This window comes from Bacillus cereus group sp. RP29, assembly GCF_040459765.1.
Lineage (GTDB): Bacteria > Bacillota > Bacilli > Bacillales > Bacillaceae_G > Bacillus_A > Bacillus_A paranthracis.
This window is the reverse complement of sequence record NZ_JARVHN010000001.1, coordinates 580,001-595,467: the sequence shown is the minus strand read 5'-3', so window position 1 is coordinate 595,467 and position 15,467 is coordinate 580,001. Positions and strand designations below refer to the sequence as shown.

The following is a 15,467-nucleotide window of genomic DNA, read 5'->3' as shown; positions in this document are numbered from 1 at the left end:
CTACATGTTATTCCATGAGACTTTTATACAATTTTTTATAAGCAAGGGCTGATTTTCCCCAGCCATAATCTTCATTCATTGCTTGTTTTACAAGCTGCTCCCATACCGGTTTATCATGATAAAATTCAATTGCACGACGAACAGTGTGTAACATGTCATGTGCATTAAAGTTCGTGAAACTGAAACCATTTCCTTCTCCAGTTTCTTCGTCATAAGATTGTACCGTATCATTTAATCCGCCTGTCTCTCTTACAATTGGAATCGTACCGTACGCTAATGCGATAAGTTGTCCAAGTCCACACGGTTCAAACAATGATGGCATTAGGAATAAATCACTTCCCGCATATACTTGGTGAGCTAATTCTTCATTAAAACCGATGTACACTTTTACCTTCTCAGGATACTCATATGCCATCCACTCGAAGAATTGTTCATATTCCGAATCACCTGATCCTAAAATAATACATTGTACATCTTCTTCCATTATTTCTCGGAATACAGTACGTACTAAATCAAGACCTTTTTGCTTCGTTAATCTCGTTACCATTGAAATAATTGGTGTATCTTCTTTTTCTGGCAAACCAAAATAACGCTGTAACGCGCGTTTATTTTCATTCTTTTCATATAATGAATCCGCATCGTACTGCGCAGTAATATACGAATCCGTTTCTGGATTGTACACGCTCGTATCAATTCCATTTACAATGCCGCTAAGCTTATCATTATATTTTCGCAACAATCCATCTAACTTCTCACCGAAAAATTCATATTGAATTTCTTCTTTATATGTCGGGCTAACTGCTGTAATTTGATCTGAAGCGATAATACCGCCCTTCATAAAGTTCACATTTCCATAAAACTCTAACTGCTCACTATGAAAATATTCATCACCAAGTTCTAGCAAGTCGTACATCACTTCAGGAGGAAATACACCTTGGAACTGCAAGTTATGAATCGTATATACTGTTTTAATATGCTCATATAATGGGTTATCTTGATACTTTTCACGTAGTAAGAAATTTACCATAGCTGTATGCCAATCGTGGCTATGAAGAACATCCACTTCAAAATCAAGATGAGGAATACACTCTAAAACTGCTTTCGAGAAATAAGAAAAACGCTCTCCGTCATCATAATGACCATACAGAGAATCCCTCTTAAAATAATATTCATTATCTATTAAGTAATACGTAATCCCGTCTTGCTCACCTTTTAAAATTCCGCAATATTGATTTCTCCAGCCAAGCGGGACGTTAATTACTTTATGTAGCGTACATCCGTCCCTTAATTTTTGCGGAATAAGACTATAATTCGGGAGTATAATGCGAACTTCCACACCTAATTTTTTTAGCTCTTTTGGGAGCGCACCTGCTACATCAGCTAATCCTCCCGATTTAACAAATGGTACACATTCTGATACTGCAAATAAAATATTCACTTGTTGTCCCACTGCACGAAAAGCTTATACTACTTCCCTTGCAGCTTCCTCCCTTCGAGTTTTCATTTAAATTAAAACTTGAATCAGTGGAGGAAAAACCCCCACTGATTTCTTAAGAATAACTATTAATCGTACTGTTTTGAACGCTTCCTTTTTCTACAACGTATGGCTCATCGGCGTTTCCTTTTAAGACAACACCGTCACCAATTTTCACATCTTTATCAATAATAACACCGTCTATTATACAATTATCTCCAATTTGGCTCTTTTGCATAATAATGCTATTACGAACAATTGAACCTTTTCCAATTTTAACAGAACGGGAGACAACGCTATTTTCTACTTCACCTTCAATAATACTGCCGTTTGCAATCATTGTGTTTTTCACAGCTGCACCCTTTACATAACGAGTTGGTGGTTCATCTTTTACTTTCGTAAAGATCGGTGCTTCTTTCTTAAATAGTTGCTTCCAAATAGCAGGTTGCAAAATTTCTAAGCTATGTTTATAGTAACTTTCAATCGAATCAATAATAGCTACATATCCTGCATGCTCATATGTAGCAATATGTAGTGATTTTCCGCGCTTTTCTCTCACTACATCGAATAAGCTATATTGCTCCACATCTTTATATGACTCAAATAAATCTAACAATAATTGTTTCTTTAACACGTATGTTTGAAGCGAAACCCCTTCATGGCAAACTTCCGTAATATCAGCTGCCGTATGTATATGTCGCTCTAACACTGCTTGAAAATTTAATGCTGTTACGAGATGGCTATTCGTAATCACGACGTACTCTTCTCTGCTTCTTAGAAAATAATCAATATGTCTTCTAAAATGTGCAAAAGATCCAAATTCATCTTGATCACATTGGCAATTTGGCGGGAATAAAAACAGTCCGTCTCGTTTTCTATCTAAATCCCACTGTTTGCCTGAACCAACGTGATCCATTAGTGAACGGTTTTTATGGCTTGTAAAAACTGCCACACTATGAATATTAGAATTCACCATATTTGAAAGCATGAAATCAATGAGTCGATAACGGCCCCCAAACGGTAACGCCGCTAGTGAACGATGCCCTGTTACTTTCTTTAAGGAAGGAAAACTTCCCGTTGCATTAATAATTCCTAACATTTTTTCTCCCATTCATTTCATCCCCCTTTTCTATTTCCCTTCAGCAATGAGTACTACATCGTCAACATTTTTTTCCGGACGAATAATTGTTCCATCTTCAATAACCATTTCCGATCCAACAATTGCCCTTTCAATCACAACATTTTTGCCAATCTTCGCTCCTGGCATAACGACAGAATCAATAACCATACTACCTTCTTCCACCGTCACCCCTTGGAATAATACAGAATGCTTCACGTCCCCTTCGATGACGCATCCTTCGTTAATAAGTGATTCTTCTACTCTTGCCTTTTCAGCAATATATTGAGGCGGTTCGTTTGGATTAACAGAATAAATACGCCAGTCACGGTCGTTTAAATTCAGTGATGTTTCATCGCGCAGTAAATCCATATTCGCTTCCCATAAGCTCTTCACTGTACCAACATCTTTCCAATATCCTTCAAACGGATACGCCATTAGCTTCTTCCCTTCATCTAATAAAAGCGGAAGCACATCTTTTCCGAAATCATCACTAGATTCAGGGTTTCTTGCATCCATTTCTAAATACTCTTTCAAAATCGCCCAGTTAAAAATATAAATTCCCATTGATGCAAGATTACTTCTTGGAAATTGCGGTTTCTCCTCAAATTCAACAATCTCCATCTCTTGGTTCGTATTCATAATGCCAAAGCGACTCGCTTCATCCCAAGGCACTTCAATAACAGAAATGGAAACGTCCGCTTCTTTCTCAATATGGTAATCTAGCATTTTACTGTAATCCATTTTATAAATATGGTCACCTGATAAAATGAGAACATACTCTGGTTCATATTGACTTAAATAGTTTAAGTTTTGATAAATGGCACTTGCCGTACCTGTGTACCACTTCACACCCGAAGACTCCGCATAAGGAGGTAATACTGTGACTCCACCGCTTACTCGGTCTAAATCCCATGCATTGCCAATTCCGATATAATTATGAAGTTCTAGCGGTTGATATTGCGTTAAAATCCCAACCGTTTCAATACCAGAATTCGCGCAGTTACTTAGCGTAAAATCAATAATGCGATATTTACCACCAAATGGAACAGCTGGCTTGGCTAAATTTTTTGTTAATGCACTTAATCGACTACCTTTTCCCCCTGCTAGTAACATTGCTACGCACTTTTGTTTTTGAGCCATCTTGTTTTTTGCTCCCCTTTCTCGTCTTCACTGGTCGTAATATGGATACGCCAAATGGTGGAATTGTAATTTCTACATGTGCTGCTTGATTATGAAACGGTTCTTGAATCGCCTTCAGACGTTTCTTATTTACTTGCCCTGATCCGCCATATTGCTCAGCATCACTGTTTAAAATCTCGTTATAATACTCAAAATCTGGTACACCTACTTTATAGTTTTCATATGTAGCTTTCGTAAAATTACATACGACAACTAACGCATCTTCTTGTTTATCCCCTTGGCGGATAAAAGAGAAAATACTTTGCTCATTATTATTAGCATCAATCCACTGAAAACCTTCAGGCGAATGATCAAGCTGCCAAAGTGGTTTGGAGCGCTTATACAATGCTATGAGCTCTTTAAAGTAATCATGCATATAACGATGCATTTCAAAATCATGTAAATTCCAATCTAAATCTTCAAGGTCTTTCCACTCATCAAACTGCCCGAATTCTCCTCCCATGAAAAGTAATTTCTTTCCTGGGTGAGTAAAGAAATATCCATATAATAAACGAAGTTGAGCAAACTTATCCCAGTAGTCTCCTGGCATTTTATTTAATAACGACTTTTTCCCATGAACGACTTCATCATGAGAAAGCGGTAATATGAAATTTTCAGAGTAAGCATATAGTAAAGAGAACGTCATTTTATCATGAATATATTTTCTATACTCTGGCGCACATTCCATATATTTCAGCACGTCATTCATCCAGCCCATATTCCATTTGTAATTGAATCCAAGCCCACCTTCATACGTTGGAGCTGTTACAAGTGGCCAAGCTGTTGAATCCTCTGCTGTCATAAGAAAATCTTCATCCTCTGCAAACACAGCTTCATTTAACTCTCGTAAAAATGAAACAGCGTGCTCATTACTTTGCTCTTGTCCTTCTTTATTCCAGTACAGCATGTTCGCAACTGCATCTACCCTGAAACCATCAATATGGAAATATCTCATCCAAAATAACGCATTTGAAATTAAGAAATTACGTACTTCCCTCTTTCCTAAATCAAAGTTGACAGTTCCCCATACTGGATTTTCTTGCACATCTTTATCTTTATATTCATAAGTCGGTGTCCCATCAAACAAATATAAACCGTGAGCATCTTTACAAAAATGCCCCGGCACCCAATCTAAAATGACACCGATTCCATATTTATGACATTCATCGACAAAATGCATCAAATCATGTGGTGTGCCGAATCTACTCGTTGCTGCATAATATCCCGTTCCTTGATATCCCCAAGAACGATCATATGGATGCTCAACAAGCGGCATAATTTCAATATGTGTAAATTGATGTTCCACCACATAAGGAATGAGTTCTTCTGCCATTTCCCTGTAAGAGTACAGTGTTCCATCTTCTTTCTTTTTCCAAGAACCGAAATGTAATTCATAAACTGTCATCGCTTCTTTATAAACCGATTTTTTCTTTTTCTTACGACTCCAGTTTTTATCATTCCATTCGTATCCCTTTATATCAAAAACTACAGATGCCGTATTCGGTCTTACTTCTGCATACACAGCATACGGATCTGCCTTAAGAATGACATCACCAGCCATCGTTTCAATCGCATATTTATATATTTCTCTTTCTTCTATATGCGGTATAAATAGGGACCAAATTCCCTCTTCTGTCACTTGCAGCATCTTATGTTGCTCATAATCCCATTCATTAAAATCTCCAACAACACTCATTGCTTTCGCATGAGGAGCCCATACTGTAAATCGTACACCTCGCATCTCATCTTCCGTCACAATATGTGCGCCAAAGATGTTATAACTGTCATAGTACTTTTCTGTATGAAACTCATCTCGTTTCACTTCTTCACAATTTATTACACTCAATATGCTCACCTCACTAAGATGACAGAATTTTTTATACTTTACCAATTCTGCGAAAAACTGAAATATCCTTGTTAATTTATAAAAAATATACGTTTTTTTCTTAAAAATGTTGAATTTTTTTCACATTTCTATATAAAATATCGAATTTTGACGAATATTCATTGAAAACGCGTCATTTTTCACTAGTCTTTCATCTTACTATTTATTTCTCAACCTCTATTTTATTAGCTTCATCCTCTTTTTCATCCTATTTTCCACTTAAAATCGCAACAAAATAATCTGTCATAAAAAAATGTTTCTCAACATTTTTCGTCACAATTGTATTGAAATGGAAAATTTATAAGCATATACTTGTTCTCAATAAAGAACACCGACTTTTCGTAACTATAATTCATAGCGGACTACTATGTTTACTTATTTATCCTTGTTACGAACAGTCGCTATAAAAATTTAATTAGGGGGCTTTCTTATGTCATTAAAACAAAAGGTTGGAATGGGAGTTGTCACAGCAACGCTTGGCTTATCCCTTACATTCGGCGGTGTATTCGCCTACTTCAGTGATTCAGAAACATCTAGTAACTCATTTCAAGCTGGCACACTAGACCTTTCTATTAATCCAAGTGTAATTGTTAATGTGAAAGATTTAAAACCAGGTGACTTTATTGAAAAAAATTTCACACTTAAAAATAAAGGATCATTGGATATTGCAAAAGTAGCACTTGAAACATCCTATGAAGTTACAGATGCAAAGAAAAATAATGATGGTGAAGATTTAGGCGATCACATCATCGTTAAATTTTTAGTGAATGATGGAAAGCCATCTAATCCAAACGATGATCATGAAATTTTGTGGGAAACAAAACTATCAGAATTAAAAACTATGAAACCTGAAGATGTGGCTACTTCTCTAGAACGTCATAACTTAATAGACGGTATTAAATCTGGTGAAACAGATTATTTACACGTGCTCTTCTCCTTTGAAGACAACGAACAAGATCAAAATAAATTCCAGGGTGATTCCTTACAGCTAAACTGGACATTCCATGCAGAGCAAACACCAGGCACGGAGAAATAAATTTTAAAATATAAATTATCGGAGGCTTATACATGAAAAAGAAAAATCGTTTTGTTACCGGAATTGTAACGGCTGGCGTTCTATTTTCAACTGCCCTTCCGTTCAATGTACTTGCTGAAAATCCTATTAACCAAATTGACTCTTCAAACGCCCAGTCTTTACTATCAAAACTTTCTAAAGAACAGCGCCAGGCATTACAAACGTTAGATGCCAACCCTGGTTTTACTATCTCGCCAGATATTAATACAAGTAGTTCGGAACCAGTAAATATCATTGTAGAATTTCAAACAGCTCCAGTAAAGATTAATGAATTAAAACAAAAAGAAAAAGGATTACAAGCTGCTCCTGAAAATATAAAAGCGCGTATTGATCAAGAGCATGAGGAATTTCAAAAAGGACTAAAACGCCTTTATCAATTTAGCCCATCAGTAAAGTCAGGGAATTTCCAGTCTGTACAAATTAAACGTTCTTATAAACATGCGATAAATGGGGTTGCGCTGACGTTACCTGCAAATACAGTAGAAGAATTGTTACGAATTGGCGTTGTAAAGCGTATTTGGAAAGATTATGAAGTGAAACTAAATTTACCAAAACAAGCAGAGCAGAAAGCACCTCAAAAACTAACAGATAGTATTCCGCAAATTGGGGTCGATAAGTTACATAGCGAAGGCATTACCGGAAAAGGAATTAAAGTTGGTGTATTAGATACAGGTATTGATTACAATCATCCTGACCTAAAAGACGTGTATAAGGGCTATCGCGCAAAACCTGGCGAAGACTCTAGCAAGGTAGATCCAAACTCAGTAAAAGGTTGGGACTTTATTAATAACGATGCAGATCCGATGGAAACAACTTATACAGAGTGGCAACAATCTGGCGCTCCTGAATTTGATGATCGTGGCTCTTCCTTCTACACAGCCCACGGTACTCACGTAGCAGGTATCGTTTCTGCGCAAAAGAAAAACAAATCAGATTCCGCAGTAAAAGGTGTTGCACCTGACATTGAACTGTATAACTATCGTGTACTCGGTCCATACGGAAGTGGAGCTAGTTCAGGTATTATTGCTGCAATCGATAAATCAATTTCTGACGGTATGAACGTCATTAACTTATCGTTAGGTGATGAGAGCAACAATCCGCTTGATCCAACGTCTATCGCTGTTAACAACGCAATGCTTTCCGGTGTTGTTACAGTCGTTGCCGCTGGAAACTCTGGTCCAAATCCAGCAACACTCGGATCACCAGGTGCTTCTCCCTTTGCAATTACGGTTGAAGCAAGTGATAGCTCTATTTCCTTACCGAAACTATCAAGTCATGCTGGACAAGTGCAATTCCCTAACTTAATTTTATTTGGCAAAAACTTCACTGATAAAATAGAAGATTTCAAGGGACAAACGTTATCTATCGAATCGGTAGGAATCGGTACGCCTGATGAATTTAGTAAAAAAGATGTAAAAGGAAAAATCGCTCTCGTTGCACGCGGTACACTCTCATTTGATGAAAAAATTGCGAATGCAAAACAAGCTGGTGCAAAAGCCGTTATTATTTATAACAATGTGGACGGAGAAATTCCTTTCTATGTTGGCGAAAGTACAAAATACATTCCCGCATTCCGCCTAACGAAAGAAGACGGTGAAAAACTAAAAGCTCAGATCGAACAAGGTAATACATCCTTTACCTTTGACGAACTTAGTTATATTCAAACAGAAGGCGATCATCTTGCAGACTTTAGCTCACGCGGCCCTGTTACATCAAATGATGATATTAAACCAGATATTACAGCGCCTGGTGTTGCTGTACTTTCAACAGTACCTGAATATATTAACGACCCACAAGAGGGCGAAAACTATGACGTTTCCTACGAGCGTATGCAAGGAACATCTATGGCTTCTCCTCATATCGCGGGCGTTGCTGCTCTTATTTTACAAGAACACCCAGAATACTCTCCATTCGATGTAAAGGCGTCTCTTATGAACACAGCTGATGATTTAAAAGAAAAGTATTCCGTATATGAAGTTGGAGCTGGACGAGTAGATGCGTACAACGCCGTTCATACGGAAACTAGTTTTAAAGTGCTAGATACAACAAAAACAGTTGTAAATGATGAAGTAATTGAAGTCCCTGAAGAAACTGGATCCATTGCATTCGGGAAGTTCTATCAAAAAGACGGTGAAGCTCTTGAACAAAAACGAAATATAAAAGTGGAAAACCATAATAAACAAGAGAAAAAAGAATTTAAAACAGAAATTTCTTATACACCAGCATCTTCTTCTATTAACGACGCTACCGGAAACGGTGTAAAAGTTTCTGTTCCAGAAACAATTACACTTGATGCTGGCAAATCAGGTGAAATTGAAGCAAAAATTAATGTTCCAGCCGGTGTAAAACAAGGCCGATATGAAGGATATATTCATATTACAAATACGAAAAATAAAGAAGAAACGTACCAAATTCCGTTCTCTATTCGTGTATCAGAACCTGGTATTGAAAATGCAATATTATCAAGAAAAGCAATTTCCACTGATACATCAAAGTTTAATCCATATGGTGAATCATATGTTCACGGGGCATTCCAATTAAATAGCGAACTTGAAACGTTAGACCTTATCGTGAAAGATTCGAAAACAAATAAAGCACTCGGCTTCATTGGGACATTAAACACGACTGGACTAAAAACGGATGTGTATTACTACTTAGATTCATTCTTTAACGGAAAAGTGTATCCTTTCACAAATGACCCTGCCAAACCAATTGGTGATGAGAAAATCAACTTACCAGAAGGAGACTACACAATAGAGTTTGTTGGCTATGATAAAGCTGGGAAAGCACGTGTGAAAGGTGATTATGTCGTAATTGATAATACACCGCCAGAAGTAAAATTAACTGGATTAAAACCTGGTATTTATGAATTAAATGAAGAAAATTACACAGTAGAAGATGGTAAAAAAGCGTTATGGATTAAAGGAAATGTGTATGATTCAAACGTTGACTACTTAAAAGGAAAAGGATTAAACATTACGCAAGAAGCGAATGGCGTTATGTATTATGACTATTCTCCATACTTGCATAAGTTTTTACCTATTAATGCAAATGGAGACTTTAAAGTTGGCATTACTCCTGAATCCTTTAAAGTGGAAGGTCCAATGAACACAGGCGTATATATTTTCGATTATGCAACTGCAGGTCCTGACTATCCAAGCGGTGTAAATAATTACTGGTTTATCCCGCAAGGAGCTCAATATGCAAAAGCTAGTTACGATAAAAAAGAAGTATATAAAGGGGACGAGTTCACAGTAACCCTAAACGCGAAACACGTAAAACAATTCGTTGCTGGAGAATTTAACGTAAAATTCCTAGAGAAGAACTTCAAATTTGCAAATGCGAAATTGAATCCTGCTTTTGAAAAACTCCTTTCTGAAAAAGGGGTAACCGCAAAAATAAATGAATCAAAACTAGAAGAAGGTTCTGTTACAGTAGGCGGGGCTATTGATGATAAAAACTTCGCTGGATTAGATGGTGACTTCCCGTTCATTGATATAACTTTTAAGGTAGAAAATGATGAATTTTATGAAGCAAATGCTCAATTAGATTTATCAGTGTTCGCTTACTGGAAACAAGGTGAATCAGAGCCAAATAGAATGCGTGTCCTTCAAGATCAAACATTCTCAGTTATGTCTTTAAACTCACTAGTAGAAGGAAATATTAAACCTGGTGCATTCTTAAATGAACGTGGCTATTTAGATGAGAAATTCGATTATACAAAGCTTGGCGTAAAAGTATATGCAACTGATTCTTACCGTCATAAGTTTGAAGGCTCACTAGACAAATACGGATACTTCAAACTAAATGGACTTCCTGTTAATAAACGCGACTATAACTTATATGTAGAAGTACCAGGGCATTTAACAAGCCGACTAACAACGAAACTTGGTACTGAAAAAGACGGTAAGCTAATTGGCCAATATTATTATGCACGCCTTGATGAAAACCTTGCAGGTGATGTAAATGGCGATAAAGTAATTGATATAAAAGATGCTGAAATTATCGCTAGCAACTATGGTAAAAAAGGAGTATCTGTGAAAGACGGTGACCTAAATAAAGATGGTATTGTTGACGAAAAAGATATTCGCTTCGTTGAAAAGAACTTCTTGAAAAAAGGTCCCGATGCATCTAAATCACAAACACCTGTTGAAAAATCAAAAAGCGGTACACTGGCAGATATTTTAAAGAAATTAGGATTAACGCCTAAAAAATGATAATAATAAAGAGCACTCTACCCAAAGTAGAGTGCTCTTTTCTATAAACGACCCTGATCCAGCAAAAGGGGTATATTGGGGATATACAAGGGAAACCGGAAAAGGAATTTATATTAAATTATATATAAATCCAGAAGTAAGAAGTAGTTCCCCACTTCTGGATTATTTAGCAATTATTATTATAGTACTGGTGCCATTGTTTCTTTTAATACTTTTACAGAATGAGCAAATTTCGCTTTTTCATCCTCATTTAACTCAAGCTCTACGATTTCACGTACACCTTCACGGTTAATTACAGCTGGAACACCTACGTAAGCATCTTTCTCACCGTATTGACCTTCAAGGTATGCAGATACAGTTAATACGCTGTTCTCGTTGTTTAAGATTGCTTTAGTTACACGAAGTAGTGACATACCGATTCCGTAATAAGTTGCACCTTTACGCTCGATGATATGGTAAGCTGCATCACGTACGTTTTCGAAGATTTTGTCTAAGTCTTCTTGTTTGTACTGTTCGTTGTTAGCTAAGATTGTTTCTAGTTTTTGTACACCGATAGTAGCGTGACTCCATACTGGAAGTTCAGTGTCACCGTGTTCACCAACGATGTAAGCATGAACGTTACGTGGATCTACATCTAAGTAGTCACCTAACATGTAACGGAAACGAGCAGAGTCTAAAGTAGTACCAGAACCAATTACACGCTCTTTTGGTAGACCAGATTCTTTCCAAGTTACGTAAGTTAAAATATCAACTGGGTTAGTTGCGATTAAGAAGATTCCATCGAATCCGCTATCCATAATACCGCGAACGATTTGTTTAAAGATCTTTGTATTTTTCTCAACTAAGTCTAAACGAGTTTCACCTGGCTTTTGTGGTAATCCAGCAGTGATAACTACTAAATCTGCATCTTTACAATCTGCATAGCTACCGCTCCAAACTTTTGTTGGTGATGGAGAGAATGGTACCGCATGGCTTAAGTCCATTGCTTCCCCTTCTGCTTTTGCTTCATTAACATCTACTAATACGAATTCTTCAGCTACACCTTGGTTAATCATTGAGTAAGCGTAACTACACCCTACAGCTCCTGTTCCTACTAATACTACACGATTGATACCTTTTTTCATGGTAATTTCCCCTCTCTATTGTTCACATATATTTTTTATGATTGTTTAAGTAATTAATTAAAATACTAATTTAATGTTGTTTAACTTCTTTACACTCATATTGTAGCACGTATTATTGTGAATTACTTCACAAATTATGACCTATTTGTGAACTTTTTCACATAGAGTGTAAAGTTATTGGAATAGGTGTGGAATCCATTTCAATGGAGGCGTTTTCTTTAGATTGTGAAAGGGATTTTCTTATGTTTTTGTCGGTAAGTGAAATTATATCGGCGATTTTTAGAATATATCGACTGTAACTCCAAATATATCAGCGATTATTGAAATTTATCGACCGTAACTCAAATTATATCGGCGATTTTTGCAATATATCGACTTACCGACAAAACTCGACAACGTTAGCATCATAAAAAAGCTGTCTCCAGTAGATCACCTATTGAAAGACAGCTTCTTCTATTTATACTATTTGTTTTCTGTGGTAGCGCCTAATACAGAAATTTCAATATTAAAAAGCTCAATTAAAGTATCCTTTAGTTGAGCGACCCATATTTCAATTTTTATTATTCAACTGTATCTAATAACTCTACAACTAATTCCTTAGGATCTTCCCAGCTATGATATATTTCTAAGTGCCATTTCGTTAATGACCTTGAGTATCACTTTTACACAACAAAAAAGAGATAGCAGATTATGCTATCTCTTTTAATATGACCCGTACGGGATTCGAACCCGTGTTACCGCCGTGAAAGGGCGGTGTCTTAACCACTTGACCAACGGGCCAATTACTGGCAGAGAAGAAGGGATTCGAACCCTCGCACCGCGTTCGCGATCTACTCCCTTAGCAGGGGAGCCCCTTGAGCCACTTGGGTACTTCTCTATAAATATGGCTCCGCAGGTAGGACTCGAACCTACGACCGATCGGTTAACAGCCGATAGCTCTACCACTGAGCTACTGCGGAACAATTATGGTGGGCCTAAATGGACTCGAACCATCGACCTCACGCTTATCAGGCGTGCGCTCTAACCAGCTGAGCTATAGGCCCATAATTGAAAAGCGGGTGAAGAGAATCGAACTCTCGACCAGAGCTTGGAAGGCTCTTGTTTTACCACTAAACTACACCCGCATTAAATTGTAAATGGTGAGCCATGAAGGACTCGAACCTTCGACCCTCTGATTAAAAGTCAGATGCTCTACCAACTGAGCTAATGGCTCATTTTGAAAGTGGTGCCGGCTAGAGGACTTGAACCCCCAACCTACTGATTACAAGTCAGTTGCTCTACCAATTGAGCTAAGCCGGCTTGCGACTTCAAAATGGTGGCTCGGGACGGAATCGAACCGCCGACACGAGGATTTTCAGTCCTCTGCTCTACCGACTGAGCTACCGAGCCTTTATGTAAAAATGGCGGTCCCGACCGGGGTCGAACCGGCGATCTCCTGCGTGACAGGCAGGCATGTTAACCACTACACCACGGGACCTTGGTTGCGGGGACAGGATTTGAACCTGCGACCTTCGGGTTATGAGCCCGACGAGCTACCAGACTGCTCCACCCCGCGACGATAAAATATTTAATTAAGAAAAAATGGAGGAGGTAGAGGGATTCGAACCCCCGCGCGACTCTCGCCGCCTGTCGGTTTTCAAGACCGATCCCTTCAGCCGAACTTGGGTATACCTCCGAGATATAAACTTCTAATGGTGGACCTTGTAGGACTCGAACCTACGACCGGACGGTTATGAGCCGTCTGCTCTAACCAGCTGAGCTAAAGGTCCTTTATGGTAGCGGCGGAGGGGATCGAACCCCCGACCTCACGGGTATGAACCGTACGCTCTAGCCAGCTGAGCTACACCGCCATAAATGATATTAAAATAAGTGGAGCCTAGCGGGATCGAACCGCTGACCTCACGGGTATGAACCGTACGCTCTAGCCAGCTGAGCTACACCGCCATAAATGATATTAAAATAAGTGGAGCCTAGCGGGATCGAACCGCTGACCTCCTGCGTGCAAGGCAGGCGCTCTCCCAGCTGAGCTAAGGCCCCATGTTTTTTGGGAATATCGGGAAGACAGGATTTGAACCTGCGACCCCCTGGTCCCAAACCAGGTGCTCTACCAAGCTGAGCCACTTCCCGTTAATAAAAGCGCGCCCGAGAGGAGTCGAACCCCTAACCTCTTGATCCGTAGTCAAACGCTCTATCCAATTGAGCTACGGGCGCATATGGTGCCGAGGGCGGGGGTCGAACCCGCACGGTGGTCACCCACCGCAGGATTTTAAGTCCTGTGCGTCTGCCTGTTCCGCCACCCCGGCATGTCATATTGAAAATTGGAGCGGAAGACGGGATTCGAACCCGCGACCCCAACCTTGGCAAGGTTGTATTCTACCACTGAACTACTTCCGCAAGACATGTATGAGTTATTTAATTAAAAGTGCGGGTGAAGGGAGTCGAACCCCCACGCCAAAGGCGCCAGATCCTAAGTCTGGTGCGTCTGCCAATTCCGCCACACCCGCATATTAATTTATTTAATAAAAATGGGGCGACTGATGGGAATCGAACCCACGAATGCCGGAGCCACAATCCGGTGCGTTAACCACTTCGCCACAACCGCCATGATTTCTGGTGCCGACTAGAGGACTTGAACCCCCAACCTACTGATTACAAGTCAGTTGCTCTACCAATTGAGCTAAGTCGGCTAAATGGTGGAGGATGACGGGATCGAACCGCCGACCCCCTGCTTGTAAGGCAGGTGCTCTCCCAGCTGAGCTAATCCTCCATTTGCCTGGCAACGTCCTACTCTCACAGGGACAAGGCCCCAACTACCATCGGCGCTAGAGAGCTTAACTTCCGTGTTCGGTATGGGAACGGGTGTGACCTCTCTGCCATCATTACCAGACTGTATTCATTTAAGACAAGAATTATTGTAACTCATTTAACTTTGAAAGTCAACAAGTTTTTTTATATTCTTTCAAAACTAGATAACATTGCTTCATATTATATGGTTAAGTCCTCGATCTATTAGTATTCGTCAGCTCCACATGTCACCATGCTTCCACCTCGAACCTATCAACCTGATCATCTTTCAGGGATCTTACTAGCTTACGCTATGGGAAATCTCATCTTGAGGGGGGCTTCATGCTTAGATGCTTTCAGCACTTATCCCTTCCGCACATAGCTACCCAGCTATGCCCTTGGCAGAACAACTGGTACACCAGCGGTGCGTCCATCCCGGTCCTCTCGTACTAAGGACAGCTCCTCTCAAATTTCCTACGCCCACGACGGATAGGGACCGAACTGTCTCACGACGTTCTGAACCCAGCTCGCGTACCGCTTTAATGGGCGAACAGCCCAACCCTTGGGACCGACTACAGCCCCAGGATGCGATGAGCCGACATCGAGGTG

7 protein-coding genes, 23 tRNA genes and 2 rRNA genes (1 of these 32 cut by a window edge) are annotated in these 15,467 nt (G+C 39.2%); 2 read left to right on the top strand and 30 right to left on the bottom strand.

Annotation, left to right across the window (positions count from 1 at the left end; genetic code table 11):
• Positions 1–7: 7 nt before the first annotated feature.
• From glgA to glgB, 4 genes are all read right to left on the bottom strand, one after another.
• Complete coding sequence (glgA, locus tag QCI47_RS03035) at positions 8–1,438, bottom strand: glycogen synthase GlgA (protein ID WP_353812001.1); 1,431 nt, start codon at positions 1,436–1,438, stop codon at positions 8–10.
• 112 nt (positions 1,439–1,550) lie between these two features.
• On the bottom strand, positions 1,551–2,585 hold the full coding sequence (glgD, locus tag QCI47_RS03030; RefSeq protein ID WP_076873744.1) for a glucose-1-phosphate adenylyltransferase subunit GlgD: 1,035 nt from the start codon (positions 2,583–2,585) through the stop codon (positions 1,551–1,553).
• An 18-nt stretch (positions 2,586–2,603) separates the two neighbouring features.
• Positions 2,604–3,734 carry a glucose-1-phosphate adenylyltransferase gene (gene glgC / locus QCI47_RS03025; protein WP_353811690.1) on the bottom strand — a complete coding sequence of 377 codons (1,131 nt, stop codon included), beginning with the start codon at positions 3,732–3,734 and terminating at the stop codon, positions 2,604–2,606.
• Positions 3,682–5,619, bottom strand: a complete 1,938-nt coding sequence (gene glgB / locus QCI47_RS03020; protein WP_000111372.1) for a 1,4-alpha-glucan branching protein GlgB — start codon at positions 5,617–5,619, stop codon at positions 3,682–3,684. Before glgB ends, glgC begins: the two co-directional genes overlap by 53 nt.
• Positions 5,620–6,088: 469 nt before the next feature.
• On the opposite strand from glgB, the gene QCI47_RS03015 reads away from it, so the two are divergent.
• Entirely contained in the window at positions 6,089–6,694 is a 606-nt protein-coding gene (locus QCI47_RS03015) for a TasA family protein (protein ID WP_309422028.1), read from the top strand.
• 32 nt (positions 6,695–6,726) lie between these two features.
• Positions 6,727–10,950: a S8 family serine peptidase gene (locus QCI47_RS03010; protein ID WP_353811689.1), complete on the top strand. Its 4,224-nt coding sequence runs from the start codon at positions 6,727–6,729 to the stop codon at positions 10,948–10,950.
• A 179-nt stretch (positions 10,951–11,129) separates the two neighbouring features.
• On the opposite strand, the gene QCI47_RS03005 is transcribed toward QCI47_RS03010, so the two are convergent.
• The 26 genes from QCI47_RS03005 to QCI47_RS02880 form a co-directional block, all read right to left on the bottom strand.
• Positions 11,130–12,074 carry an L-lactate dehydrogenase gene (locus tag QCI47_RS03005; protein ID WP_000715338.1) on the bottom strand — a complete coding sequence of 315 codons (945 nt, stop codon included), beginning with the start codon at positions 12,072–12,074 and terminating at the stop codon, positions 11,130–11,132.
• A 708-nt stretch (positions 12,075–12,782) separates the two neighbouring features.
• Positions 12,783–12,854 (bottom strand) — tRNA-Glu (locus tag QCI47_RS03000).
• Positions 12,855–12,860: 6 nt separating this feature from the next.
• Positions 12,861–12,951, bottom strand: a tRNA-Ser gene (locus tag QCI47_RS02995).
• A gap of 7 nt (positions 12,952–12,958) precedes the next feature.
• Positions 12,959–13,033, bottom strand: a tRNA-Asn gene (locus QCI47_RS02990).
• Between the two features lie 7 nt (positions 13,034–13,040).
• Positions 13,041–13,117 (bottom strand) — tRNA-Ile (locus QCI47_RS02985).
• Positions 13,118–13,127: 10 nt separating this feature from the next.
• Positions 13,128–13,198 (bottom strand) — tRNA-Gly (locus QCI47_RS02980).
• A 13-nt stretch (positions 13,199–13,211) separates the two neighbouring features.
• Positions 13,212–13,287, bottom strand: a tRNA-Lys gene (locus QCI47_RS02975).
• A 10-nt stretch (positions 13,288–13,297) separates the two neighbouring features.
• A tRNA-Thr gene (locus QCI47_RS02970) sits at positions 13,298–13,373 on the bottom strand.
• Between the two features lie 14 nt (positions 13,374–13,387).
• Positions 13,388–13,463, bottom strand: a tRNA-Phe gene (locus tag QCI47_RS02965).
• Positions 13,464–13,475: 12 nt separating this feature from the next.
• Positions 13,476–13,551 (bottom strand) — tRNA-Asp (locus QCI47_RS02960).
• A 1-nt stretch (position 13,552) separates the two neighbouring features.
• Positions 13,553–13,629, bottom strand: a tRNA-Met gene (locus tag QCI47_RS02955).
• Positions 13,630–13,656: 27 nt separating this feature from the next.
• Positions 13,657–13,749, bottom strand: a tRNA-Ser gene (locus QCI47_RS02950).
• Between the two features lie 17 nt (positions 13,750–13,766).
• Positions 13,767–13,843, bottom strand: a tRNA-Ile gene (locus QCI47_RS02945).
• Between the two features lie 4 nt (positions 13,844–13,847).
• Positions 13,848–13,924 (bottom strand) — tRNA-Met (locus QCI47_RS02940).
• Positions 13,925–13,944: 20 nt separating this feature from the next.
• A tRNA-Met gene (locus tag QCI47_RS02935) sits at positions 13,945–14,010 on the bottom strand.
• A gap of 28 nt (positions 14,011–14,038) precedes the next feature.
• A tRNA-Ala gene (locus QCI47_RS02930) sits at positions 14,039–14,111 on the bottom strand.
• A 16-nt stretch (positions 14,112–14,127) separates the two neighbouring features.
• Positions 14,128–14,201, bottom strand: a tRNA-Pro gene (locus tag QCI47_RS02925).
• 10 nt (positions 14,202–14,211) lie between these two features.
• A tRNA-Arg gene (locus QCI47_RS02920) sits at positions 14,212–14,285 on the bottom strand.
• Between the two features lie 3 nt (positions 14,286–14,288).
• Positions 14,289–14,377 (bottom strand) — tRNA-Leu (locus tag QCI47_RS02915).
• A gap of 16 nt (positions 14,378–14,393) precedes the next feature.
• Positions 14,394–14,468: transfer RNA gene (locus tag QCI47_RS02910), tRNA-Gly, on the bottom strand.
• A 29-nt stretch (positions 14,469–14,497) separates the two neighbouring features.
• A tRNA-Leu gene (locus QCI47_RS02905) sits at positions 14,498–14,578 on the bottom strand.
• 22 nt (positions 14,579–14,600) lie between these two features.
• Positions 14,601–14,676: transfer RNA gene (locus QCI47_RS02900), tRNA-His, on the bottom strand.
• Between the two features lie 9 nt (positions 14,677–14,685).
• Positions 14,686–14,761, bottom strand: a tRNA-Thr gene (locus QCI47_RS02895).
• A 4-nt stretch (positions 14,762–14,765) separates the two neighbouring features.
• A tRNA-Val gene (locus QCI47_RS02890) sits at positions 14,766–14,841 on the bottom strand.
• A 4-nt stretch (positions 14,842–14,845) separates the two neighbouring features.
• Positions 14,846–14,961 (bottom strand): 5S ribosomal RNA (gene rrf, locus QCI47_RS02885).
• A 102-nt stretch (positions 14,962–15,063) separates the two neighbouring features.
• A 23S ribosomal RNA gene (locus tag QCI47_RS02880) occupies positions 15,064–15,467 on the bottom strand (it continues 2,519 nt past the right edge of the window).

What these genes read in the sequence shown, in the direction of transcription:
- glgD (WP_076873744.1), bottom strand. Translation starts at nt 2,585, where the DNA reads ATGGGAGAAAAAATGTTAGGAATTATTAATGCAACGGGAAGTTTTCCT.
- glgC (WP_353811690.1), bottom strand. Translation starts at nt 3,734, where the DNA reads ATGGCTCAAAAACAAAAGTGCGTAGCAATGTTACTAGCAGGGGGAAAA.
- QCI47_RS03015 (WP_309422028.1), top strand. Translation starts at nt 6,089, where the DNA reads ATGTCATTAAAACAAAAGGTTGGAATGGGAGTTGTCACAGCAACGCTT.
- QCI47_RS03010 (WP_353811689.1), top strand. Translation starts at nt 6,727, where the DNA reads ATGAAAAAGAAAAATCGTTTTGTTACCGGAATTGTAACGGCTGGCGTT.
- QCI47_RS03005 (WP_000715338.1), bottom strand. Translation starts at nt 12,074, where the DNA reads ATGAAAAAAGGTATCAATCGTGTAGTATTAGTAGGAACAGGAGCTGTA.